Source organism: Shewanella sp. NKUCC01_JLK, assembly GCF_019345615.1.
GTDB classification, from domain to species: Bacteria; Pseudomonadota; Gammaproteobacteria; order Enterobacterales; family Shewanellaceae; genus Shewanella; species Shewanella oncorhynchi.
The window spans coordinates 224,719-248,327 of the sequence record NZ_JAHKRD010000002.1 but is presented as its reverse complement, the minus strand read 5'-3'; the positions used below and the strand labels follow the sequence as shown (position 1 = coordinate 248,327).

Genomic DNA, 23,609 nt, shown 5'->3' with positions numbered 1-23,609 from the left:
TGAAGACAAGTATTAAAGGTGCGTTTGGGGAAGGCCGCTTTAAATCTCAAGCGCTGTTAGACGAGTAAGCGCTGCCCGCTTACATGATGTACATGAATTCAAAAAGCAGCATAAGGGTAAAAAATCGAGTCAAGCTTAACATCCTCAAACTCAGGATATGTAGTGTTCATGGATTTAGTTTATGTTTAGTCCGCGGTCAGTATGATTGGCGACTCTTCAGCAGCGTGAGTTTTTGCTGGTAAGGCTGCATGTATAGTGCTGCGAATAAGCGCTAGCTGATAGCTGCGTTTGGCATCGAAGCGGATTAATGGCAGTTTGGCGCTTTCGCAGGCTTGCTCGATGAGGAGGTCGTGTTGCTGAGTACGTGTTTGCTTATGGCTTTTATCGTCGAGTTCGATGGCGGCGATAACTTCAAGTGTATTTTTGTCGCAGAGTAAGTAATCGAAGTGCTTGGCTGAAATTCTATTAAAGGCAATTTGCCAGTGTTTGCGGTTCATGCCTTTTTCTGGGGTGATAACGTCGGCGATACGCACTTTGCCCAGAACTCGGAATTGTTCGCCTACAGCTTGATCTAATATCCCGAGAAAGGAGCGTTCAGCACTGGAAAATAGGGCATCTTGTTTACGGTAGCGATAGTTATTATCTGAAGATGGGATAAGCAGATTAGTGAAAATGCGTAAGAGTAGCGGCACGAAAATGATAATCGCCAAACCCAGCCCGATAAGTATTAATTGATTAGAATTCATCATTACATCCTTGTTTAGTATTGTCATTGTAACTTGCTAAGTACATATCCGTTAGCTGCTAGTACTTTTATGCCAAAAATAATGAGTCTTTGAGTGTAGTGATTACATCTTGTTAGCCACTACATCAACAGTCGTACCGATATTATCAGTACGCATACATCTTAACGATAAAACGCTTCAACTGTGCCTTTTACTGCGAGTAAAAGAGGTTGGCCGCGACGGTCTAAGGATTCATTATGGATGGCCATTTATTTTAATGTTTTATGCACTTTAGTTTTCGATTTTTTGAGTTATGCTAAATGCAACATATAAATTTGCGGGTATCTCTATGTATTTTAAAAGTATCCTTGTTTCGTTGCCTTCTGTTTACGCAATTTTGTGTGTACTTGGTTGTGGTTTTTTCGCGGGCATCATTGTCGCCGCTGAGCTGCAATCGGCTACTTTTTCTAACGTGTTGCGTGCCGATTTTCGGCATCGTCCTCCTGAGATGGTGCTTGATGAGCGAACTAATACTATGACGAGTCCGTTAAAGGATATTCTTGAGGAAGCGGCGGCTAAGGTCGGTTATCGCGTCGAATGGAGCGCGCGTCCTTTTGCTCGCAGCATTCATGAGTTGCGGGTAGGCACGGTCGACATTGTGCCGCGCACGATACGAGACGAAGAGCGAGAGGCATTTGTACGGTTTCTTGGTCCTATCGGCACTCAGACTCGCGATATTTTGTTTCTCGTAAAAGCCGGCGAGGAAGGACGGATTAAGTCCTATGAGGATTTGTATCAGCTTACTGTAGGGGTTAAACGGGGCACAGTTTATTTTGAGCGTTTTAATACGGATCCCGCGCTACGTAAAATTGAGTCTACCGATGATGAAAACATGGCTCGCATGTTTATCATGGGGCGTTTTGACACTATGGTGGTGCTCGATCGTGCCGCCATTGAGAATGCCTTCAAGCAGCTCGGTTACGATCGTTTCAGCTATGCCGATTACCGTCAGTCGAATCGGATCGAACATTATTTTGGTATGTCCCGTAACTCTACCCATGCTGCTATTTTCGATGAACTTAATCGGGCGCTGCTTGATATGGCTGCATCGGGCCGTGTAAAACAGATTTACCAGGCCTATGGTTTAGCCGCAGAAGTAGAATAGGCAAACAAAAACGGCCAATATTAATTGGCCGTTTTTATGATCTAGCTCTTTGCAAGCTTAACGATAAAAGGCTTCAACTGTGCCTTTTACTGTGAGTAGCAGTGGTTGGCCGTGGCGGTCCATGATTTATTGCGGATGACCATTTATTTTGTCTTTATTTTGTCTGCCATTTATTTTTTTATAAACAAAATGCTTGCTGCGATAGGGATGATTTGTTATTACTGGCGCATGAAAAAAATATACGTAAGCGCAATTAACACCACCACTACCACCACGAGAATTCTCGGGGGGTAGTTTTTTGCGTCTTTAAAAAAACCCTCTGAGCGAAATCGCCAGAGGGTTTTTTTATACCTTGGTTTTGTATTTCGCTCAGATTTTACTCAGGAGAGAATGATGAAAACACATCGCGAAATTGCAGAACAACTTGACCTATTTCACTCTGAACCACAGGCGCCGGGTATGATTTTTTGGCACCCGAATGGCTGGGCGTTATTCCGAGATATTCAAGAGCACATGAGGCGCGTGTATCGCCGAAATGGTTTTGAGGAAGTGAACACGCCTGTTTTTATGAAGAAGGAGTTATGGCAAACGTCTGGGCATATGGACATGTTTGCAGAGAACATGTTTTTCGGTGGCGGAAAGGAAAACATGGATGAATATGTTTTAAAACCTATGTCTTGTCCTGCCCATATTTTGCTGTTTAAGCGCGGGGTACATAGCCATAGAGATTTGCCACTGCGACTATTTGAGTTTGGCTTGGTGCACCGTAATGAATCCTCAGGCTCGTTAAATGGTTGCCTGCGCGCACGCCAGTTCACTCAGGATGATGCCCATGTTTTTTGCTGTTGGTCTCAGGCAGAGGAGGAGATACGTGGTTTTCTCCAGCGTGCAAAGCAGGTTTATGGTGATTACGGCTACCATAATTTAGACGTAAAAATATCGACTAAACCTGAGAAGGCATTAGGCAGCGATGAGCAATGGTGCCGAGCACAAAAGCTATTGGATTCAGCCTGCCAGATTGAGGGCTTTGATGCCGAGTATCAAGCTGGCGAAGGGGCTTTTTATGGTCCCAAAATTGAATTGTCACTGACAGATTCTATGGGAAGACGCTGGCAGTGTGGCACTATCCAGTTTGATTTCAATTTGCCTGAAAGATTCGATGTTCAGTACACAAATGAGCAAGGTGAATTCGAACGGCCAGTGATTATGCACCAAGCTATGTATGGCTCTATCGAGCGTTGGTTGGGGATTCTCTTGGAAGTCTCACAGGGTAACCTTCCTGTTTGGTTACATCCTGTACCTGTTGCTATTGCCTCTGTAAATGAATCAAACAGCCAATTTGTCCGTCAGTTAGCCGCACTATGTTTAGCACGAGACATGCGAGTGTTGGTTGATATCAGTCAAAACTCAGTTGCCCGCAAAATGAAACGCTTTCACAAGCAAAAAGTGCCTTATATCTTAACGGTTGGGGATAAAGAAGAGGCCGAGAAGTGTGTGTCAGTTAAGTGCCGCAAAGACGGTGTGATGACTCATATCCCTCTTGCTGAATTAGCTGACTATCTTGCGGATAAACTATTGCGCAAACAATAACCTAAGGAAGGCGGTGTTTGTTATCTAAGGCTAGCTAGGGTTCCCATCGCTAGCCTTTACTCATTTTATGATCCGGCTCTTTGCGCTAAAGCTTAACGATAAAAGGCTTCAACTGTGCCTTTTACTGCGAGTAGCAGTGGTTGGCCGTGGCGGTCCATGATTTATTGCGGATGACCATTTATTTTTTGTTTAAATTTTTTCAAAGGTAACATTTTTAGGAGGGAAACTATTAGGTAATGATCCTGATCTTATTTTTCTTAACAATAAACCAGTCAATAGAGAGGTTATATTTTCATCAAAATATTCTACATCTGGCGATCTAGATGCGATTATTGCAGTGCCCCATGTCTCACTGTCTTTCAGATCGGAAACAACCCAAAATATGCAATCACCATTATCCGTTACGCCTATTGGTAAAAGGCCATTAATTTCTGGATAGAGATTATATTTAAAATACTCTGGGTCTTCATTATTAAGGTAATTGAAATCCTCAATGATTGATTTCTTCTGCTCAAAAAAATCAAGGTCATAATTTGTAGTAAATGGATTGAATATCGCTATAAAATCGGCAATTCTTCCTGTGCCATAACGATTAATAAACGCAATGTAATCCCTGGGAAAACTAAGACCTTCATCTATAGAAGGCCAAACGTTACTAATCCCAGATTCATTAGGGAAGTTAGGGGGAGTTAAAATGCTATTTAATACAGATAGGGTCATGATCTACATTCCCGAGGATTAAGAAGAGCAATGCTTTCAAAGAAACCACCACTACCTTGAGCGTTTACTGTTATACCTGCCGATATTCTGGAAGGACCTTTATATATTGGAGTTACCGAGACATCAACTATTTCTCCTCTCTCTAATGCTTTCTCTAGCGAATCCCCAAATAAACTTGATGATATTCAAATAAGTAGGCATGCATAATGCTATTTTATTTAATCCATTTCGCCAAAAACCGACTAGATAGCTGTTCCGAATAGTCGTTCACTGCACTGGTGCAGTTTCAGCAAGTAGTATTGAATTAGTATCATTTGCTGCTGGGCAAACAAAAACGACCAATTAGATTGGCCGTTGTCATGATCCTGCTCTTTGCGCTAAAGCTTAACGATAAAAGGCTTCAACTGTGCCTTTTACTGTGAGCAAAAGAGGTTGGCCGCGACGGTCTAAGGATTTGCTTGGCACTTTTACCCAACCTTCACTGATGCAATATTCTTCGACATCAAAACGCTCTTTGCCGTTGAGCTTAATACCGATATCGTGCTCGAAAATTTCTGCCACATGGTGTGGGCTGCGTGGGTTAACGGAAAGGCGATCCGGTAAAGCAGGTAATGATGTTGTGTCGGTCATGGTCGTGATCTGTCGTTGTCTATAGTGAAAAAGCGTGCGCTATTGTAGGCAATCCCAGCGCAACGCTCAAGACTTTAACTGTGACTGATTGCGCGCCTTGCGTTAGCCAAGGTTAAGTTGTCCTGTTAGGACACTGCTGTTAGGACACTGCTGTTAGGACACTGCTGTTAGGACACTGTGCCGCAGCTGGAAAAGGCTTTCAGCACTCGGCCGTTTTCTCTGCCCATGACTGAGCGCAAATAAACCTTGGCTAATGTGTCGGCATTGATTGCACTAAAACCGGGGAAATAGTCCTGATAGCTCGCTAATGACTCGCTTAATACCGTTGGGCTGACAATGTTTATCCGCTGCTGCGCAGGTAATTCACCCGCGACGGCGGTAACAAAATGCTCAAGTGCGCCATTGATTGTGGCTGCACTGATGCCATCTTTTACTGGGACATCGGCAATAATGCCACTGGTTAGCGTAAAACTGCCCCCAGCGTTGAGGTATTGGCTACCTATTTGCACTAACTGTATCTGCCCCAATAACTTACTTTGGAGCCCTGTATACCAGTCTGCTTGGGTCATAGCGTTGAAGGGTTTAAACACGACATCACCCATGGCCGAAATCATTGCATCGACTTTACCGATTTTTTCTAGCCCTTGATGGAGTGAATGTTCATCCCGAATGTCTATCAGGACATCCCCCGTTGTTCGCCCTACCTGAATAACTTCATGCTGAGTTGAATGAAATAAGCGGACTATGGCTTGTCCGATTGTGCCTGATGCACCCACTACGACTATTTTCATGACATGCTCCTAAATTGAATACGAATTAAGGATAGTCTGGTTAATTAAATAGAAAAAGCGCATATAATCACCACATTGTTTCGTTAATAGGTTTAATTGATGAATCTCACCCATCTGCAGTCATTTATGCTGGTTGCCAAAATGCACAGTTTTAGCGCTGCGTCTGAACAACTCGGTGCTTCTAAAGGCTTAGTGTCGCGCCATGTTAAATCCCTTGAAGATGAAATGGGTTGTCAATTACTCCACCGAACCACTCGGCGAGTATCAATGACCGAAGCAGGGCAAGCGTTATATGGTAAAGCCTGCGAAATCGAGAGGCTGGCCAATGAAGCAGGGCGTTTAGTGCAGGATTTAACGCAGGACTCCTGTGGCGCTTTAAAATTTACCGCCCCAACGGAACTGGGCAAAAAATTGCTGAGTCCTATGCTGCTTCAGTTTATTGCTGCGTATCCTCAAGTGAAACTCGAACTGTGTTTTGAGCAGAATATTCAAGATGTTGAGTTCGGCAAGTTTGATCTCGCCTTAAGAACAAGCATTGCGCACAGCGATAATCTGATCGCCAGATATCTTGGCAGAATTCGCCATGTCTTAGTGGTTGCGCCCGCACATCCCGCAGCCGCAGAGGTTCGTCACCCTGATGATTTACGCCATTATCGTCTATTGTCTTCGGGCGAAACTCAGTGGGTGTTTGAACCGCTCGCGGGGGACAGTCTCACACTCACTTTTGAGCCTGCACTGTGTAGTTCAAACTATGCCACTACACATCTGCTTACTTTGAGTGGTACAGGTATCGCTAGCCTGCCTTATTATTTGGTAGAGGAGGATATCATTCAGCACAAACTCACTTTGCTCGTTCCCCAATGGCAATGCTATCCACATGAGTTGTATATGGTTTATGCCAAGCAGAGCCATTACCCAAAGAAGCTGCGCGATTTACAAAATAAGCTACAAACGTGGTGCGAAACTCACTCAAAATATGTGGGTTAATGAGTAAAAGCATAATCGCATCAAATCTTATCCGGCAGGGGGCGGAGCTTTTAGAATAAAGTGAGGCAGAGTACACTGCCGCGCATTGAATTTTTGTATTTGAATGTAAAGTCGAACAGGCTTTTCCCATGCAGGCATAAAAGAGCGGCGATGAACCAAGCGTTATGAACGACGACATTAGTATCTCGCTGCCCTCGCTTATTCATCGAATTGGGCGGGAGGCGGTTAAACAAGCTCAAGCGATTGCAACCCAATATGATTGCGAGCTTAAGCGTGTGCGGCGTTCGAGAAATTGGTGCATTGTTGGCGGGGCGCTCAAGATCCAATCCTGCACCGCTCGTTTACAAGCCGAGCAGCTACTGATGACCGATGGAGCATTTCGTTATCTTATTCAAAAGCTTGAGTCAGCCTTGCTGCAACATGCGGACAAACTTGAACCATTAGACGCTAAGCTGATTCGGCTTATCACAGACAACCCTGCGATTACCTTAGGTGAGTTGATGCAATTGACTCAATGCACAGTCACAGAGGCCAGATTGGCACGTTTTCAAGCTGACTCTTGGTAGTTTGTCTGCTGAGTGTTTTTGCGTTGAAGGTTTATTTATGGCTTGTTGTTTCTAACACTTTTATTTGATTTTCGATTTGCTCGGCTTCAGCGGTCAGCATTGAGTAGGATCTAATATCGCCTTTTCTCTGGGCATGCATAGCTTGTTCAAGCTTGGCGTTATATTGCTGAGTTAATTTTTTTAAGGGATTTTTCTTAAATATTGAGAACATGGCCATTTCTATTGGATTGGGTATTTGGACTTATATACGTAGGCAATGGGATTTAAGTTTTACTTTTTGAAATTAAAAAATCCCACGATCCCACAATCCTTCAATTCCACTGCCATCGGCCTCAGCAAGGCTGAGACCTTATCTTACATTTGCAGCAAACTAATGGGTTGCTATGTCTTATTTAGCTTACAACCCATTGAAAATATTTTAAATCTTAAACTGACCGACGAGCTTACCTAAGTTAATTCCTTCCTGCGACACGGTTTGGCTGACTCTGGCAGCATCTTCGCTGGAATGGAGTAACTCATTCACAATCTCTTGGATGGCGAACACATTACGGTTGATTTCTTCGGTCACAGAGCTTTGTTCCGTGGCCGCCGTCGCAATTTGGGTGCTCATGTCGTTAATGGCCGTGACCGCCGATGTCACTGAGCCTAGGCTTTCTGAGATCGCGCGAGATGAGTCTACCGAGCGTACGCAGCTTTGCTGACTTTCTTCCATCGTTTTTACTGCCAATGCGACAAGCTTGTGCAGTTCTGACAGCATCTCATTGATTTCTAAAGTACTTGATTGCGTTCGGCTCGCTAAGTTACGCACTTCATCGGCCACCACGGCAAAGCCTCGGCCCTGTTCTCCGGCGCGGGCCGCTTCGATGGCTGCATTTAATGCCAATAGGTTAGTTTGCTCAGCAATACCGCCAATCACTGACAGCACGTTGTTGATTTTTTTAGACTGTTCGCTCAAGGATTGAATACTGCCCGCCGCATTGTTGATTTGCGCCATGAGTGCCGAAATTTCTTCTAAAGAAGCATCGACGCAGCGCTGAGCATTGGCTACATCGCCAGTGGCAGCGTGAGTCGCTTCAGCCACTTGCGTGGTATTTTGCGCTACTTCGCTGGCGGTGGCTGACATTTCAGTAATAGCGGTAACCACTTGATCAGTTTCATTGTTATGGCTGATGAGTTGGCTCGACATGACTTTGGTTTGATCGTGAATCGCGTTGGCGGCGGTTTTAACTTTAGCCGTCGCGTTTGCCACATCGCTTATGATGGTTTGGAGTTTATCGACAAACAGGTTAAAGGATTGACCTAGTTGTGCAATTTCATCTTCACCTTTAACAATAAGACGTTTGGTTAAATCGCCTTCGCCTTTAGCTATATCGTTTAAGTTATTCGCCATATTTTTAATTGGCGCGACCATACGTTGGGCGGTGATCAGAATAACAACGGTAGTAATCGCGGCGAGTAACAGCGCAATTAACAGAATGGCATAGGATTTTTCGATCATCTGCTCAGTGACCGTCGCACGATAATCCTCAACGACAGTGTCGATATCATCGATATAGACTCCCGTGCCTAGCATCCAGTCAGTGCCAGGGATCATCATGGAGTAACCGATTTTTTCAATTTGCTCATTGGTATTGGGTTTTTGAAAGTAGAACGAGAAGTTACCGTCCCCTTTTTTAGCGGCATCGAGTAAACCGACAATGATTTTAGTGCCGCGGGGATCTGTCATATCAATTTTATTTTGCCCTTCGAGGTTGGGCATGACGGCATGGAACAGGTTTTTACCCTGGGAGTCGTAAATAAAGAAGTAACCAGAACTGCCAAAACGGATATCACGGAGCGCTTGGTTTACATTGCCATTTTCTTTTAAAGACAACTGATACTGCACTATTCCTGCGGCAATTTCGGTGGCTTCTTTTATTTGTGTTTTACGTTCACCGATGAGCTTAGTTCTAAAGGTCGTCACTTCATCTGCAAGGGCGTCTTTTTCGACATAATAAGAAACTGTCATGAGTACGAACAAAGTAAAAATTAAAGGGAATAACGACAACAGCAGTAATTTATTACGTAGGCTGAAATTAGGCATGCTTGACGACTCCATGATGAACATCTCTTTTATTGCAGGGCAGTATAACTAATTTCCTGCATTCTTAAGTGTTTAAGTTAACAAAAATGTAATGGAAATCGATAAAATGCGCGCTGTTGATTGATTCCAAAATCGTTAACTATGCTGTGAATCTAGGCCTTTCTTTTGATCTTTATCAACACTATATGGGCCCAATGAGTTCACTATATTAGCTAAAATTGATGCAAAATTAGCTAGAGCTGGTGCAGGCTGGTGTAGATAGTGGCGAACAGTAAGGGCTAGGTTGTGACAAATGAAAAGCTGATCCTAACGCTGAAAATCTGCATTACTGTAGGCATTTGTCTTATTGCGCTGGGCATCTACTTGCATAACTTTAATGACACCGTTGAGGCGATGGGCGTGCAAGGGATTATTATCAGCGCCATGTGTGTCGCCTTTGGCATGGCCTTGTCATTACCGACTAAGATGTATTTAACCTTTCTGTTGGTTAAGCGAGAAACTGAAAAACATCCATAATGTGTTTTTGCGCAGAGTGTTACTCTGCGACTCATTGGTTTCCTCGCCTTCTTGAAACTCAATCTAAGTACTCGCTTAACCCTGCTATTCAAACCGTCAAGCTCAGCCGTAAATGGCCTGATTATGGTTTTTAACATAATTAACCCAAGACTAATGGGCCAAAAACACCGATAATTCACCCTTAATGACTCATTACCAATGACGCGACTTGGTCGATGGGCTGCTACAGACTCGCATATTTAGTGGAAATCATATTCAATGGAAATCAAAGTTAATTTTCTCGACAATCTTAGACTTGAAGCCAAGTTTGATGATTTTACCGTGACCGCCGATCAGCCAATCCGCTACAAAGGTGATGGTTCTGCCCCTAGTCCGTTTGACTATTTCTTAGCGTCGTCAGCCCTGTGTGCGGCCTATTTCGTGAAGGTATATTGCAAAGCCCGTGATATTCCAACGGATAACATTAGACTGTCGCAGAACAATATTGTCGATCCAGAAGATCGCTACAACCAGATTTTCCAAATTCAAGTTGAGTTACCCGATGATATTTCGGAGAAAGATCGCGAAGGTATTTTGCGCTCGATTGACCGTTGTACGGTTAAAAAAGTGGTGCAAACGGGCCCAGAATTTAAAATTGAAACCGTTGAGAACCTAGATTCAGACGCCAATGCCATGTTGATGGGTCAGCCTAATGGCGCATCGAGCACCTTTATTCTGGGTAAAGATCTGCCGCTGGAGCAAACCATTGCCAATATGACGGGCATGCTCGCCGATCTTGGAATGAAGATAGAGATCTCATCATGGCGCAATATAGTGCCGAACGTGTGGTCACTGCACATTCGTGACGCCGCTTCGCCAATGTGTTTCACCAATGGTAAAGGCGCGACCAAAGAAAGCGCGCTGTGCTCGGCACTCGGCGAGTTTATTGAGCGGTTAAATAATAACTTTTTCTATAATGATCAATTCTTTGGGACTGAAATCGCCAATAGCGAATTTGTGCATTATCCCAATGAAAAGTGGTTTGCGTTAGAGGAAGACGATGCGCTGCCAGCGGGTATTCTCGATGACTATTGCTTAGAGATTTATAACCCAGATGACGAGCTGTGCGGCTCGCACTTGATTGATACTAACTCGGGTAATGTTAAGCGCGGCATTTGTGCGATTCCTTACACCCGTAAATCTGACGGTGAAACGGTTTACTTCCCGTCGAACCTGATTGAAAACTTATTCTTAAGCAATGGCATGAGTGCGGGTAATAACCTGCAAGAAGCCCATGTGCAGTGCTTATCAGAGATTTTTGAGCGCGCTGTAAAACGCCAAATCATTGAGCAAGAAATTGTCCTGCCCGATGTGCCCATGTCTGTACTAGAAAAGTACCCAAGCATCCTCGCGGGCATTAACGGTTTAGAAGAGCAAGGTTTCCCTGTTGTGGTTAAAGATGCCTCATTCGGCGGCCAGTTCCCAGTGATGTGCGTCACCCTGATGAACCCGAAAACTGGCGGTGTATTCGCCTCTTTTGGCGCGCACCCAAGTTTTGAAGTGGCGTTAGAGCGCAGCTTAACTGAATTGCTGCAAGGCCGCAGCTTCGAAGGCTTAAACGATGTGCCAAAACCGACCTTTAACAGCATGGCGGTTAGCGAGCCAGAAAACTTTGTTGAGCACTTTATTGATTCAACAGGAGTGATTTCATGGCGCTTCTTTAGCAGTAAATTTGATTATGAATTCTGCGAATGGGATTTTTCTGGCACTAGCGAAGAAGAAGCTGACGGCCTGTTTGGGATCTTAGAAGCGTTAGGTAAAGAGGTGTATATCGCCGAGTTTACCGATTTAGGCGCATCGGCGTGCCGTATTTTAGTTCCTGATTATTCTGAGATTTATCCAGTTGATGACTTGATTTGGGATAACACCAACAAGGCGCTGGCGTACCGTGAAGATATCTTAAATCTACATTCGTTAAGCACTAAGCAATTGGCTAATTTGGTCAACCGTTTAGAAGAAAGCCAACTCGATAACTACACGGATATTCGCACCTTAATCGGCATTGTATTTGATGAAAATACCGTGTGGGGAAAACTGACGATTATTGAGCTTAAGATCCTGATTTATTTGGCACTCGGTGCACACGAAGACGCGATTGAGCTGGTCGGTGAGTTCCTACAGTTTAACGACAATACCGTTAAACGTGGCCTGTTCTACCAAGCCATGAATGCTGTGCTGGAAGTGACTTTAGATGAAGAGTTAGAACTTGATGATTTTATCCATAACTTCAACCGTATGTTCGGTAAAGATGTGATGGACAATGTTGTCGGTTCAGTCACAGGTAAAGTGCGTTTTTATGGCTTAACTAAGACCAGCATGCAGCTCGAAGGTATTGAGCCGCATTTAAGATTGATTGAAAGCTATAAGAAGCTGCATCAAGCCCGTAAAGCTGCGAAAAATCTGAATTAATTCTGTTAGTTGGCATTAGCTTAATGTGTTTAAAAGCGAACCCTTTGGTTCGCTTTTTTGTTTGTTGCTCTTTTGATTCGCGCTTCTTATGAGCACTTGTGGCTATCACTTATTAATGGCACTTGTTATTGCTATGTGTGGTTTGAAATGTTCAGCCCGCTTAGGCTGTATTTGATATAACTCGATTTTTACCGTTACGTTTAGCTTGATACAAGGCCGCATCGGCCCGCTTAAGCGTTTCTTCATAGGACTTATCCAATGGTTCGATAGAAGCGACTCCAATGCTTACGGTGGCAAACAAGCCATTGACCGCATATTTTTGCAGTTCAGTGTAAAAGCAATCGCAGAGGTATTCTGCAAATTCAACCGCTTGCGAATGCTCAACCCCAGGTAGGGCAATCACAAATTCATCGCCACCAAAACGATACGCGCTATCGGTTTTTCTAAATTGAGTTCGGCAGGTTTCGGCAACCGCGATGATGATTTGATCGCCAGCATAATGACCCAACTGATCATTGATGGACTTTAAATGGTCTAAATCGAGGATCAAGATTGAGGTAGGAATACGGTGGCGCTGAAATATATCGAATTGAAAGGTTAAATCACGTTCTAAGCGGCGACGGTTATACAGCCCTGTCAGCTGATCGGTATCGCTTAGTTGACGTAGTTGCAGTTCAAGTTCATGCCGCTTGGAAATATTACTGGCGACCCAAAGCACCACAGGCTCATCATCAACCAGAAAGTCTAGTGCTTGAATGCGTCCCTCAAACCAAATGGGTTGTTCTGGGCCTATATCGGGTAAGCCTTTGACATCTTTATTGCTCAATTCATATTCTTCGATCAGTAATTTTCGGCTGATTAATGCACTGTCGATAACCTGTAAAAAGTAATTGAGTTTATCAGCCTTTAACACATCGCTAAGATACAAGCCGATTAGGCCGCTACCATCGTGGTAATAACGGTCATCTTTACCACCGAAGACGGCAATGTATTTACCACTTTTTGACAGAACAAAAGTAGGATCAGGAAGTGCATCAAGGACTAAAGCCATTTCTTCTATTTTGATCATCGATTAAAATCCCTGTGGAAAATCACCCAACCTTAAGTCCGCGTGTCCAAGTTATCATAGATAAACTACTCTTTGGCGCTTTAGCCGCGAATGCATCCTGCGAACTCATTACAATTTAGCCGCTTTTGTGGGTAACAACAAACCATAACAATATGCCGTACAATTTATTTGTCGTCGCGATTTTACCAAGGCATCAGAGCGTTCGATGGCGCAGAGTTGTATCCCTGTTGAGGCTTAAAACCTAAGCCCTGCGATCGTATCGAGTCAGTCGTGATGTCTTGAACTTTAGCGTTTGTGCTTATGTTCAAAAAGCTTCATTGCGGTGTTTAGTGGACAAATGATTTTCGAGTAGAATCTAGGGCCTTAATTGTGGTTTTAATTTTACACAGGGATTTATAATGCATACTGCAGATGATTTTATTGAACATTTAGCGCTAGAGCAGCATGTTGAAGGCGGTTATTACCGCTCATCCTATCGTTCAGAAACGGCATTTGATCAGACTCGGGCATTATGGAGCAGTATCTATTTTTTGCTGCGTACGGGAGAGGTTTCCCATTTCCATCGTCTGACAGCTGATGAAATGTGGTATTTCCATGCGGGGCAATCGCTGACGATTTACATGATTGATCCTGATGGGGTGCTAACGACGGCGCAATTAGGGCTTAATATAGCTGCGGGCGAGCGGCCACAGTTTTTAGTCCCTAAGGGCTGTATCTTTGGTTCAGCCATGAATCAAGATGGTTTTTCATTAGTGGGTTGCATGGTATCGCCCGGTTTTACCTTTGATGATTTTGAGCTGTTTAGCCAACAAACTTTGTTAGCCCAATATCCACAGCATAGTGACATCATCCAACGTCTGAGCCGTTAGGGAAGTGCTAAAGTCAGTTAAATTTAGCCAGTTGATTCGTTAAATGGTAACTTGGTTGACATTGCCTCATTCGGCAAAACCAAGGTCGCTCAGAGTCATTAAATTTGACTCAATAGTAAGATATCCCCGCGACAAGGCTTGTCTATTGGCGTTTAACCACGTAAAACATGCTTTTTGGCGTACCTCTATGTACCAAGTGTTATGGAGTAATTGAATTTGGAACACTTAGTGTGGGAGCTCGATCCTGTATTAATCTCGTTTATGGGACTAAAAATACATTGGTATGGAGTCCTGTTTGCTGTTGCTATTACTGCTGGTTTTCAGGTGATGAAGCGGATTTATATCAAGGAAAATCTCGATCTTGAGTCCCTTGATAATTTACTGATTTATTGTGTGGTTGGCATTATTGTGGGCGCGCGTTTGGCCCATTGTATGTTCTACGATCCGACTTATTACTTTGCTCATCCGCTTAAGATCTTGGCGATTTGGGAAGGCGGACTCGCCAGCCACGGTGGTGGTTTAGGCGCGATTCTGGCCTTGTATTATTACCAACGTAAAGTGAAGCTACCCTTCCTGTTTTTGTTGGACAGACTCGCTATCGCCACTGCCATTTTTGGCTTTTTTGTGCGTATGGCAAACTTCGCCAACTCAGAGATTTTAGGCGATCCTACGACTCAACCTTGGGGCATTATATTTGCCCGTGTCGACATGTTGCCAAGACATCCAGCACAGCTCTATGAGGCTTTCGCTTATTTAGCTATCTTTATTGGTCTGTATGCTTTGTATCAATACACGCAGATTAAACAAAGACATGGGGCTATTTTCGGCCTGTTTCTGGTGTCGGTGTTTAGTGCGCGAATTGCGATTGAGTCGATTAAAGTTAGCCAAGCGGCTTACTCTGAAACTTTCTTAAGTGCGGGACAACTTCTGAGCTTACCGTTTTTAGCCGTAGGTATAGTCTTGTTGTTCTTGGCGTATCGAAAGAAAACCGTTTAAATCTAAATATCAAACGGTTAAAAAAGGCTTTCTATCTAGATAGAAAGCCTTTTTTATGAATGAATTAATCATCAAGTATGACGTTAGGCTGTCTTCACTATATTAGTCACCTGCACCATGGCATCCCGAGCGGAACGGCTCACGCCCGAGAGTTGGAAGAAGCCATGGATGACGCCAAGATAACGACGGCAGTGGGCATTTACGCCAGCCTCTAATAGATTCCTAAATAGCTGTTCACCTTCATCGACGAGTGGATCGAATTCGGCGGTGATGATATGGGTTTCGGGTAAGCCTGCTAAGTCATCACGGCGTAGTGGACTAGCTTCTGCATCGGTTCTGGGGTGCCAATCTAAATACAGATCGAAACCTGTTAGCAAGGTATCGCGGGTGATGATGTATTTCTCGCCATTGTCGCTATAGCTTTGGCTCTTCGCGGTGGCATCGAGCATAGGATAGATAAGCACTTGTTTGTGTGGCAACCATTGCCCTTTGGCTTTTAAACGCAGGCAAGTGACTAGGGCTAAATGGCCGCCAGCGCTGTCGCCCATTAGGGTGATCTTGGTGTTATCACCGCCCCATTGGTGGCAATGTTGATAGATGACTTCTGCTGCATGGCAGGCATCGTCGTGGGCAGCGGGATAAACATGTTCTGGGGCGAGGCGATAGCGAACGGCGATCACCAGTGCGCCAGAATCATTGGCGAGTTTTCGCAGTTGTTGATTGTGGGTTTCAACGCCGCCACTGACAAAACAGCCACCATGGTAATAAATGACGATAGGTAAATTGTTTGCCGCCGAGGGTTTGAACAGAGTTAATTCTGCGCCATCGATGGAAATAGATCTAACCTCGAACACCTCTTCAGGCTCACCCGCGAGTACAGTGCTGGCGATATAACCTTGCCTACGTTGCTCAATGGTTTGCTCTCGCACCGATGGGCAACCCGCCGCGATAAACTCGCTAACCAATTGTTTAATTCCCTCTTCTAAATAGAGTTGGCTCATTTAATACTCCCTCAATTTTTAGTGCGCTCGGCTGTTCTGCAATGGGCTGAGTTTATCGGCAGCTTAATTGAATTGGTAGCCTAGATTCACACTCAGCCATGAGCTCTATCATGATTGCGGAAATTAACTTTGGTATTAACTTAGTAATGAATACGGTTGCAGTCGGCATCTTTTTGACTATTACAGATTGAGTTGTAGGGTGTCTTGTAAGAAAATTACCAACTTAATTGACTGTCAGGCTTAATGCGCTTAAATGTCCGCCTGATTGTGCGTTCGATAGCACTTTGATGTCTATTTGTGAAAGTGGGTTTCAGTCTATTGGCTAAAATATAGGTTGCCAAGATGCTGTTTGAGCGACACATTGAGCCAGCGATCACACTCGTTATTCGTTCTCTATTTGCAGGAATCTTTCGTGGCAAAAGCACCCAAAACATTGCAACAGCGCATGGGCATAGTTGCCCTGACGTGGCCGATTTTTATCGAGACCTTGTTGCAATCTCTGCTTGGGATCAGCGATATCTTTATGCTGAGCCATTATTCCGATAATGCGGTTGCCGCGGTGGGACTCACGACTCAGTTGATGTTCTTCATGATGGTCATGTCCATGATGGTGAGTACGGGCGCAAGTATTTTGATTAGCCAAAGCAATGGGGCAGGCCAACCGCAGCAGGCTGTCGATATCGGGGTGGCGAGTGTCGTATTGAGCTTGGTATTAGCCTTGGTCATGGGCGCATCTATGTTCTTTGGTGCTAAGAGCATTATCGGCTTATTTGCGCTTGAGCACGATGTGGCTGGTTTTGGATATGACTATTTAGTGATTTGCGGCAGCTTGAGCATAGGGCTAGTGATGAACATTGCCTTCGCTGCTATTTTGCGTAGTTACGGTTTTACCCGCTCGGCCATGTTAGTCACCTCGAGCACAGGCTTAATGAACGTGATCGGTAATTATATTGCCCTGTATTCACCCTTTGGTTTACCTGTTTATGGAGTAACTGGGGTGGCGATATCGACAGTGACCAGCCAGATCATCGGTGCGTGTATCATGTTGATGGTGATCCGGCATAAGCAAATTCCGCTGCCACTGCGCCGACTTAAGCTTTTACCGCGCAGCACTTATTGGAGTGTGATGCGTATTGGCCTGCTCAATGCTGGCGAGATGCTGTCTTACAATGTGGCTCAGATGACCATCATCTACTTTATCAGCCAGATGGGTACTTTATCGCTCACGGCCTACACCTATGGCTTGAACATTAGCCGTTTTATCTATTGTTTTGCAGTCGCACTCGGGCAGGCGACGCAAATCCAGACTGGATATTATGTGGGTAAACAATGGTTCGATGAAATCACCACTCGGGTGCAGCGTTACTGTTTGGTGGGCTTTATCGCTTCACTGACCATAGTATTAGTCTTCTACTGGCAGCGATTCGTTATTGTCGGCTGGTTGAGTGAAAACGAAGAAGTCATCCAATTAACAGCGTTATTGCTTGCGGGTTCCATCGCCCTTGAAACTGGGCGAGTGTTTAATCTGGTGATTATCTCGGCGCTCAAGGGCGCCGGTGATGTGGCGTTCCCTGTGCGTATAGGTCTTTTTAGCATGTGGGGTATTGGGGTATTTTTTGCTTGGTTCTTTGGCTTGCATTTAGGTTATGGCGTGTTGGCTGCTTGGCTGGCCGTTGCGGCAGATGAGTGGGTGCGTGGATTGATTATGGTGCAGCGTTGGCGCTCGGGTCGCTGGCAGCGTTTTACGCGTATTCCGCCAGTAACCCTAGCTTAAACCGCGCTGATAACAAAAGGTCAGCACTTATTGGTTGCCCCATTTGCCCGATTTCAGTAGTTCATTTTTAAATTGTAGATACCTTGGATGCCCTTCATAGGTTTCGATTTCCATAGTGCTGTAGGGGGCAAAAATAGCCCCTGGAATTTGGCATCCTCTAGTAAGAACGTCTTCTAATGAGGGCATAAAACATTCTTTAATCGGGTCAAAATGGATTTTATAACTGGCATAGCCGCGCTCAACAAATCTATCGGTTATGGTTTTGAATAGCTGTCCAAAAGGTGTATCGAGCGTCTCTGGCGTGGAGTAATAAAAGCCTTGTCCGTACCAGTAGAGTAATAAGGCGGTACCTGCGTCGCAGAGTGGATGTTCGATAATCGCCCTGACCATGTCGGGATCATCGTTATCCCAATTCAAGTTGGCCGCGACAAAATGCAATTCCTCCATACTTTGTAAGTCACTGATACAGGTGATTTGCGTCGCCGCTTTGCCAAAGTAGGTACTGTCTTGATGTAAAAAGTCGTAATCGGGATCGGCGAGTAATTTGGCGAGTTGTTGTTGATTGGCAAAACAGCCAAATTCTGCGCATTCATAGGCGCGAATAAATTGTTCTTGTGAGAGTAATTTAGCCAAGGGAATCCTTTCTTTTTATAGAAAATACAGTTTATAAAAAATACAACGCCAGCCTTTACGTAGTAAAAGGCTGACATAGAAGAAAAGGAGCGTAAAACGTTACGCTTGCTGTTGCAGTAGGGTACGGCACAGCTTAATAAAGTCCGATGAAGTGACGATACCGAGCACTTTTTTATCGGCATCGACGACGGGCAGGCAACCAAGTTTGTTCTCGATAAAATATTCCACCACCACAGTTAAGGGCTCGTCGGCGGTGAGATGCTGATACTCTTTATCCATCACTGTCGTGATTGGCGTGTATCGCTCTTTACGTTCGAGCGCGCCTTGGCCGTACTTGTTCAACATAGTCATCACGCTGGCGATCATCTTTTTATGGGTGAGTACGCCAACGAGGGTGCCATCAATTTCAGAAATCACGGGTAAGTGGCGTACGCCACGGGTTTGCATCAGATGGTGGGCATCTTTCAAGCTGGCGCCATCGCTGATGCAGATGACTTGATCACTCATAATATCGCTGACTTTCATTGTTAAATTCCTTTTCTTGCCATTCTTAGGCGTGCATTTAACACGCTGCGTTAGCCTGCACCGATGTTAGCAGCTTCTCTGTAAGCTACGCCAGTCCTGCACAAATAAAGTACGCTATCCAGTATAAGTGTTTGAATTGATAGATATCATAAAAGGCTGACAAAGATGTCACAAATATGTAACAGTGATATCTCACAATCGTGGTCTTATTAGACCTCATACCAGTGAAGCCTTATCTAACAAGGAATAATAATGAATCGTACCGTAACTCGTCGTGATTTTTTGGCTATGTCGGCCAAAGGTGTTGGTGTTGCTGTGATCTCTTACGGCTTGATGGGCTGTAGTGATAGTAATGATGATAATTCTGTACCCGCTCAATTTTTACATGGAATTGCCAGTGGCGATCCGGCCGTCGATGCCGTGATCCTCTGGACCCGTGTCACGCCTGAATCTGAGGGCGATGTAAAAGTGAGTTGGCAAGTGGCAAGTGATGCGGCCTTTAGTCAATTAGTGACCACAGGTGAGACTGTCACTAATGCGAGCCGTGACTACACGGTTAAGATTGATGCCCGTGGTTTACGTGCCGGGCAAACCTACTTTTATCGCTTTATGACGGGTGATAAAACCTCTGTTGTGGGTAAAACCCGCACTCTGCCTGAGGGTGACGTAAGCTCAGTCAAATTAGCCGTGATGTCCTGTGCTAACTTTCCTGCCGGTTATTTTAACGTCTATGAGTTAGCGGCGGCGCAGGATGATTTAGATGCTGTGGTGCATTTAGGCGATTACATCTATGAATATGCCCGCGGTGGTTATGCCAGTGAGCATGCTGCCGAATTGGGCCGTGAAGTGTTACCGGCCAATGAGTTGCTGACGTTGAGCGATTACCGCACTCGCCATGGTCAGTACCATACCGATGCGAGTCTGCAAAAGTTACACGCGAAAGTGCCTTTTATTACAGTGTGGGATGATCATGAAGTGGCCAATGATACTTGGCGTGATAGTGCCGAGAATCACAACGAAGGCGAAGGGGATTTTGCCGTTCGTAAAGAAGCGGCACTACAAGCTTATTTCGAGTGGTTGCCGATTCGCCCATGGCGTGAAGGGAATCATGAAGAGATTTACCGCAGCTTCAGTTACGGCAATCTCGTCGATCTGCATATGCTGGATACTCGCGTATTAGCCCGTGATAAACAGCTCGATTATGCCGATTATATGGATCCTACCACGGGCTCGTTTGCGGGAGAGCGTTTCCTTGCTGATGTCACTTCTACCACTCGCACTATGCTGGGGCTGACGCAATTATTATGGCTGCAGGGCACATTGCTACAATCGACAGGCAAGTGGCAAGTACTGGGACAGCAGGTATTAATGGGTAAGATGTCATTGCCTGCTGCGATTGCCACTCAGCAGATGAGCATTCCCCAATTTGCCATGTTAGGGGCTTTAGCTAAGTTAGCGGCCCGTGCGGCGGCAAATGATCCCACGCTGACCGCCCAAGAGCTGCAATATCTTCAAGCCAATCAAGCCTTACTCACGCCAGAAGTTATCGGACTGCTGCAATTACCTGCAATCCCGTACAACTTAGATGCTTGGGATGGTTATGCCTATGAGCGTGAAGTGATTTTAGGTACGGCTAAATCGAAAAATCTTAACCTAGTTGTGATCGCGGGTGACACCCATAATGCATGGGCAAACGAGCTTAAAGACGTGCAAGGCGATACTGTGGGTGTTGAGTTTGCGACTAGCTCAGTATCATCGCCAGGCCTTGAATATTACTTGAATCTGCCAGCGGAACAGATCCCCGCGACCGAGGCGGCAATCGTCGAGTTAGTGCCAGATCTTAAGTACGCTAACTTAAAAGACCGAGGCTTTATGACGCTCACCTTTACCGCTGATGAGGTGCGCAGCGACTGGCATTATGTGGATACCATTTTGTCGAAGGATTTCCAAGTCGCAACGGCCCGTGGTTATAGCACTAAGACAAAAGTAGGTGAGCATGTGATTACGCCTATCGTTTAATGCGGTATTGTTCGCTTGTTTATCGGCCACCTTAGGGTGGCCTTTTTGTTGCTTTTGGCTTTAAAAGGCAAAATAAATGTCTGTTGTCACGCAAGTTCTTACTATTACTGCAGCACATCGCATTTTTTTGGTATAAAATTCGCTCCCAAAATTCGGCGGCTGCCTACACTTGCTAAGGCAAAGCTGTTCTAGTGTTTTGGGAACCTTTACCCGCCGAACAGACCTTACAGGGGTCATAAGCTTTAACGACCTAAGAATAAAATCAATGTGATGGGGACTGTGTCATGTCAGAAAAGTATTTTGTTACCGCGCAGCAATTGCTGGAAGATTCATTTTTATTAGCTTCGCAAGTGTATGAGAGTGGCTTTCGTCCGCAATTTATCGTGGGTATTTGGCGTGGCGGTGCTCCAATCGGGATCGCGGTACAGGAGTTTTTCGATTTTAAACAAGTTGAAACTGATCACATTGCCGTGCGTACCTCTTCTTATTATGGGATTGGCACCGACAAACAAAGCAAAGAAATCAAAGTTCATGGCCTGCATTACATCGTTGAAAATGCGAACGCGAGTGACGGTTTGTTGATTGTGGATGACGTGTTTGACTCTGGCCGTAGTATTCATGCATTAAAAGAAAAACTCAGCCAACTGATGCGCCTAAATATGCCAACCGATATCCGTATCGCTTGCCCTTATTACAAGCCAAAAAATACCGCAGTGCCTTTAAAACCCGACTATTACATTCATGCCTCTGAAGACTGGTTAGTTTTCCCGCACGAAGTTACAGGTTTAACGCCTGAAGAAATTGCCGAAGGTAAGGGCGATTTAAAGAATATCCAGCACCTGTTTAAATAGCTCGCTCGCGGCGAGATAAAGACTATTTTCGCAATAAAAAAACGCGTTAACGATGAATCGGTAACGCATTTTTTCTATTTTAAAACTTATAAATCCATACAGTTAGCATAGTAAGTCACTGTGGCTGGCCAGTCGGAGAACACTCCAATCACGCCAACATCTTTCGCCAGTACATCAAGTAATTCAAAGGTATCGCCTTCGTTATCTATCGCTTCGGTAATGCTTTGAAAGTAAAAGCCGCCGCCATTTTTTAATAAACCAGAACGTTCTAGCGACCAAGTGATGATCTTAAGCCCAGCGCCTTTAGCGGCCTTAGCGTATTCCGAAGGAATGATTTTCTTATCCGCATCTAAGGCGACTAATACCCAGAGTGGCGGCGCAATAATTTCGACGCCTTGGGTCTTTAAATCCGCCATTGATGGTGACCAAGTGGCAGAGTTCTGCGGATCAAAGGCGCTGTTATAATCGTATCGGTCATCGAGAAACACGGCTTGCTTCGCAAATTCAGGTGCGTTGGCGACCCAATATTTGATGTCATCCAAAATAAATGACTGGGGGAATACCTGCGAAACATCGACGCCCGCCGCCGTGTATTCATCCAACATTTTTTGCGCGTAATCCTGCTGAGTAAAACCATCGAAGGGCATAGATACGCTCGCCGCTTTTAGCTCAGGCGTCATCTTCACACCGGCTTTTTTAAACATTTCAATACTTTCAGCGTGGGTCATCAAGGTGCCATTGCCAGCATAAAGATCGGTGCGCCAACTTGGGGTGCCATTGATGAATTCGGCCGCAGTGGTCGCTTTCGGATTGTTGCCTTCCATCTTACCCTTGAGAGTTTTAAATTCGGCAAGGGTGATATCGCTAGTGCAACAGGTCGCCGATGCGCTGACGCCATTGGCGGGATCGGCAGGAATGAATGGGCTCGAACATTTATTGGCAAGTTCGAGTATGGCTAAAATGTTGGTCGTGCTGGCAAGATCGCACTGTGAGTGGCGGCAAACTAAAGCTTTATCGGCGGTGAAGGTGACATCACACTCGACTATGCCTGCGCCCGAATCGATAGCCGCTTGGTAGGATTCCTTTGTATGCTCAGGGAATTTCATTGGCGCGCCACGGTGACCTATGGAAAATTCGCTGCGATAAAAACTGTCAGTGGTGCATTGTTCTAAGCGGGTTTTAAGTGTGCTGTCTTGCATCTGACGTACGAGGAATAAGGGTCTTTCTCCCACTTGAGCAGGAACGGGTTTGCTGGTGGGTGGCGTGACTGCGGCGTTATCATCGTCATTATTGCAACCGGCTAATAAAGCGCTCGTGGCAATTAACAGGCCGAGTGAGAGCGACGAAATAGGGCGTAGTTTCATCAGATTTACCTATGAGTAATGATGTAAATTATTAATATTAATCAGAAACTCTAAAGTGTTAATGTGACTGAAAAAGCCTATTTGTATGACATAAACAAGAATATATACCGTTTGCACGACTATTATCTAAGGCACGCTAGCTTGCGATAAACTGCCTTAGACAGAGGACGGTCGGGATATATGCACAGTGTTGCTTTAGATGTGAGCATTGACTCCACTGAGCGAGTCGATGAAACTGGCATGAATATTTTCATCTGGGCGATCTTTCTGGGCCGAAATCAAGTACA

The 23,609-nt window shown here is 45.0% G+C and carries 22 protein-coding genes and 1 pseudogene; 11 read left to right on the top strand and 12 right to left on the bottom strand.

Features of this window, described 5'->3' with window-relative positions; all coding sequences use genetic code 11:
- Positions 1 to 185 precede the first annotated feature (185 nt).
- Entirely contained in the window at positions 186 to 746 is a 561-nt protein-coding gene (locus tag KO537_RS03370; protein WP_219233854.1) for a DUF2726 domain-containing protein, read from the bottom strand.
- A 161-nt stretch (positions 747 to 907) separates the two neighbouring features.
- A pseudogene (locus KO537_RS03365) lies at positions 908 to 988 on the bottom strand (DUF3297 domain-containing protein); the annotation flags it as partial.
- 86 nt (positions 989 to 1,074) lie between these two features.
- On the opposite strand from KO537_RS03365, the gene KO537_RS03360 reads away from it, so the two are divergent.
- Positions 1,075 to 1,890 carry an ABC transporter substrate-binding protein gene (locus KO537_RS03360; RefSeq protein WP_251071007.1) on the top strand — a complete coding sequence of 272 codons (816 nt, stop codon included), beginning with the start codon at positions 1,075 to 1,077 and terminating at the stop codon, positions 1,888 to 1,890.
- Positions 1,891 to 2,280: 390 nt separating this feature from the next.
- On the top strand, positions 2,281 to 3,480 hold the full coding sequence (thrS, locus tag KO537_RS03350; RefSeq protein ID WP_276572360.1) for a threonine--tRNA ligase: 1,200 nt from the start codon (positions 2,281 to 2,283) through the stop codon (positions 3,478 to 3,480).
- A gap of 189 nt (positions 3,481 to 3,669) precedes the next feature.
- On the opposite strand, the gene KO537_RS03340 is transcribed toward thrS, so the two are convergent.
- The 3 genes from KO537_RS03340 to KO537_RS03330 form a co-directional block, all read right to left on the bottom strand.
- Positions 3,670 to 4,200 carry an SMI1/KNR4 family protein gene (locus tag KO537_RS03340; protein WP_219233853.1) on the bottom strand — a complete coding sequence of 177 codons (531 nt, stop codon included), beginning with the start codon at positions 4,198 to 4,200 and terminating at the stop codon, positions 3,670 to 3,672.
- Between the two features lie 384 nt (positions 4,201 to 4,584).
- Positions 4,585 to 4,830 (bottom strand): DUF3297 family protein, encoded by a 246-nt coding sequence (locus tag KO537_RS03335; RefSeq protein ID WP_006080205.1) that lies wholly within the window; start codon positions 4,828 to 4,830, stop codon positions 4,585 to 4,587.
- 167 nt (positions 4,831 to 4,997) lie between these two features.
- Positions 4,998 to 5,621: a short chain dehydrogenase gene (locus tag KO537_RS03330; RefSeq protein WP_131523768.1), complete on the bottom strand. Its 624-nt coding sequence runs from the start codon at positions 5,619 to 5,621 to the stop codon at positions 4,998 to 5,000.
- 99 nt (positions 5,622 to 5,720) lie between these two features.
- Here KO537_RS03330 and KO537_RS03325 point away from each other — a divergent pair, with 99 nt between their 5' ends.
- Together KO537_RS03325 and KO537_RS03320 are read left to right on the top strand one after the other, a co-directional pair.
- A complete protein-coding gene (locus KO537_RS03325) occupies positions 5,721 to 6,608 on the top strand; it encodes a LysR family transcriptional regulator (protein WP_219233852.1) in 888 nt (295 codons plus the stop codon).
- A gap of 164 nt (positions 6,609 to 6,772) precedes the next feature.
- Positions 6,773 to 7,174, top strand: coding sequence for a ribosome recycling factor family protein (locus KO537_RS03320; protein ID WP_219233851.1), 402 nt, complete (start codon positions 6,773 to 6,775; stop codon positions 7,172 to 7,174).
- A gap of 31 nt (positions 7,175 to 7,205) precedes the next feature.
- Here KO537_RS03320 and KO537_RS03315 read toward each other — a convergent pair whose 3' ends face one another.
- Both KO537_RS03315 and KO537_RS03310 read right to left on the bottom strand, forming a co-directional pair.
- Positions 7,206 to 7,385 carry a DUF6435 family protein gene (locus KO537_RS03315; RefSeq protein ID WP_028759324.1) on the bottom strand — a complete coding sequence of 60 codons (180 nt, stop codon included), beginning with the start codon at positions 7,383 to 7,385 and terminating at the stop codon, positions 7,206 to 7,208.
- 207 nt (positions 7,386 to 7,592) lie between these two features.
- A complete protein-coding gene (locus KO537_RS03310; RefSeq protein ID WP_219233850.1) occupies positions 7,593 to 9,257 on the bottom strand; it encodes a methyl-accepting chemotaxis protein in 1,665 nt (554 codons plus the stop codon).
- 285 nt (positions 9,258 to 9,542) lie between these two features.
- On the opposite strand from KO537_RS03310, the gene KO537_RS03305 reads away from it, so the two are divergent.
- Both KO537_RS03305 and KO537_RS03300 read left to right on the top strand, forming a co-directional pair.
- Positions 9,543 to 9,773, top strand: coding sequence for a hypothetical protein (locus KO537_RS03305; RefSeq protein ID WP_219233849.1), 231 nt, complete (start codon positions 9,543 to 9,545; stop codon positions 9,771 to 9,773).
- A 258-nt stretch (positions 9,774 to 10,031) separates the two neighbouring features.
- Positions 10,032 to 12,221, top strand: coding sequence for an OsmC domain/YcaO domain-containing protein (locus tag KO537_RS03300; RefSeq protein ID WP_219233848.1), 2,190 nt, complete (start codon positions 10,032 to 10,034; stop codon positions 12,219 to 12,221).
- Positions 12,222 to 12,381: 160 nt separating this feature from the next.
- Here KO537_RS03300 and KO537_RS03295 read toward each other — a convergent pair whose 3' ends face one another.
- A complete protein-coding gene (locus tag KO537_RS03295) occupies positions 12,382 to 13,290 on the bottom strand; it encodes a GGDEF domain-containing protein (protein ID WP_219233847.1) in 909 nt (302 codons plus the stop codon).
- Between the two features lie 398 nt (positions 13,291 to 13,688).
- On the opposite strand from KO537_RS03295, the gene KO537_RS03290 reads away from it, so the two are divergent.
- Together KO537_RS03290 and lgt are read left to right on the top strand one after the other, a co-directional pair.
- On the top strand, positions 13,689 to 14,159 hold the full coding sequence (locus tag KO537_RS03290; RefSeq protein WP_168824705.1) for a cupin domain-containing protein: 471 nt from the start codon (positions 13,689 to 13,691) through the stop codon (positions 14,157 to 14,159).
- 216 nt (positions 14,160 to 14,375) lie between these two features.
- Positions 14,376 to 15,155 (top strand): prolipoprotein diacylglyceryl transferase, encoded by a 780-nt coding sequence (gene lgt / locus KO537_RS03285; RefSeq protein ID WP_131523760.1) that lies wholly within the window; start codon positions 14,376 to 14,378, stop codon positions 15,153 to 15,155.
- An 83-nt stretch (positions 15,156 to 15,238) separates the two neighbouring features.
- Here the strand turns inward: lgt and KO537_RS03280 are convergent, their stop codons facing one another.
- Entirely contained in the window at positions 15,239 to 16,156 is a 918-nt protein-coding gene (locus tag KO537_RS03280) for an alpha/beta hydrolase (RefSeq protein WP_219233846.1), read from the bottom strand.
- Positions 16,157 to 16,568: 412 nt separating this feature from the next.
- Between KO537_RS03280 and KO537_RS03275 the strand changes: the two genes are divergently transcribed.
- On the top strand, positions 16,569 to 17,930 hold the full coding sequence (locus KO537_RS03275; RefSeq protein ID WP_219233845.1) for an MATE family efflux transporter: 1,362 nt from the start codon (positions 16,569 to 16,571) through the stop codon (positions 17,928 to 17,930).
- Positions 17,931 to 17,957: 27 nt separating this feature from the next.
- Here the strand turns inward: KO537_RS03275 and KO537_RS03270 are convergent, their stop codons facing one another.
- Both KO537_RS03270 and KO537_RS03265 read right to left on the bottom strand, forming a co-directional pair.
- Complete coding sequence (locus tag KO537_RS03270) at positions 17,958 to 18,563, bottom strand: DUF4274 domain-containing protein (RefSeq protein ID WP_105250181.1); 606 nt, start codon at positions 18,561 to 18,563, stop codon at positions 17,958 to 17,960.
- Positions 18,564 to 18,662: 99 nt separating this feature from the next.
- Complete coding sequence (locus tag KO537_RS03265; protein WP_105250180.1) at positions 18,663 to 19,088, bottom strand: CBS domain-containing protein; 426 nt, start codon at positions 19,086 to 19,088, stop codon at positions 18,663 to 18,665.
- Positions 19,089 to 19,340: 252 nt separating this feature from the next.
- On the opposite strand from KO537_RS03265, the gene KO537_RS03260 reads away from it, so the two are divergent.
- Positions 19,341 to 21,107 carry an alkaline phosphatase D family protein gene (locus KO537_RS03260; protein ID WP_219233844.1) on the top strand — a complete coding sequence of 589 codons (1,767 nt, stop codon included), beginning with the start codon at positions 19,341 to 19,343 and terminating at the stop codon, positions 21,105 to 21,107.
- 284 nt (positions 21,108 to 21,391) lie between these two features.
- A complete protein-coding gene (locus KO537_RS03255) occupies positions 21,392 to 21,958 on the top strand; it encodes a phosphoribosyltransferase family protein (protein WP_028759331.1) in 567 nt (188 codons plus the stop codon).
- An 86-nt stretch (positions 21,959 to 22,044) separates the two neighbouring features.
- On the opposite strand, the gene KO537_RS03250 is transcribed toward KO537_RS03255, so the two are convergent.
- Positions 22,045 to 23,322: a glycerophosphodiester phosphodiesterase family protein gene (locus KO537_RS03250; protein ID WP_219233843.1), complete on the bottom strand. Its 1,278-nt coding sequence runs from the start codon at positions 23,320 to 23,322 to the stop codon at positions 22,045 to 22,047.
- Positions 23,323 to 23,609: the final 287 nt, after the last annotated feature.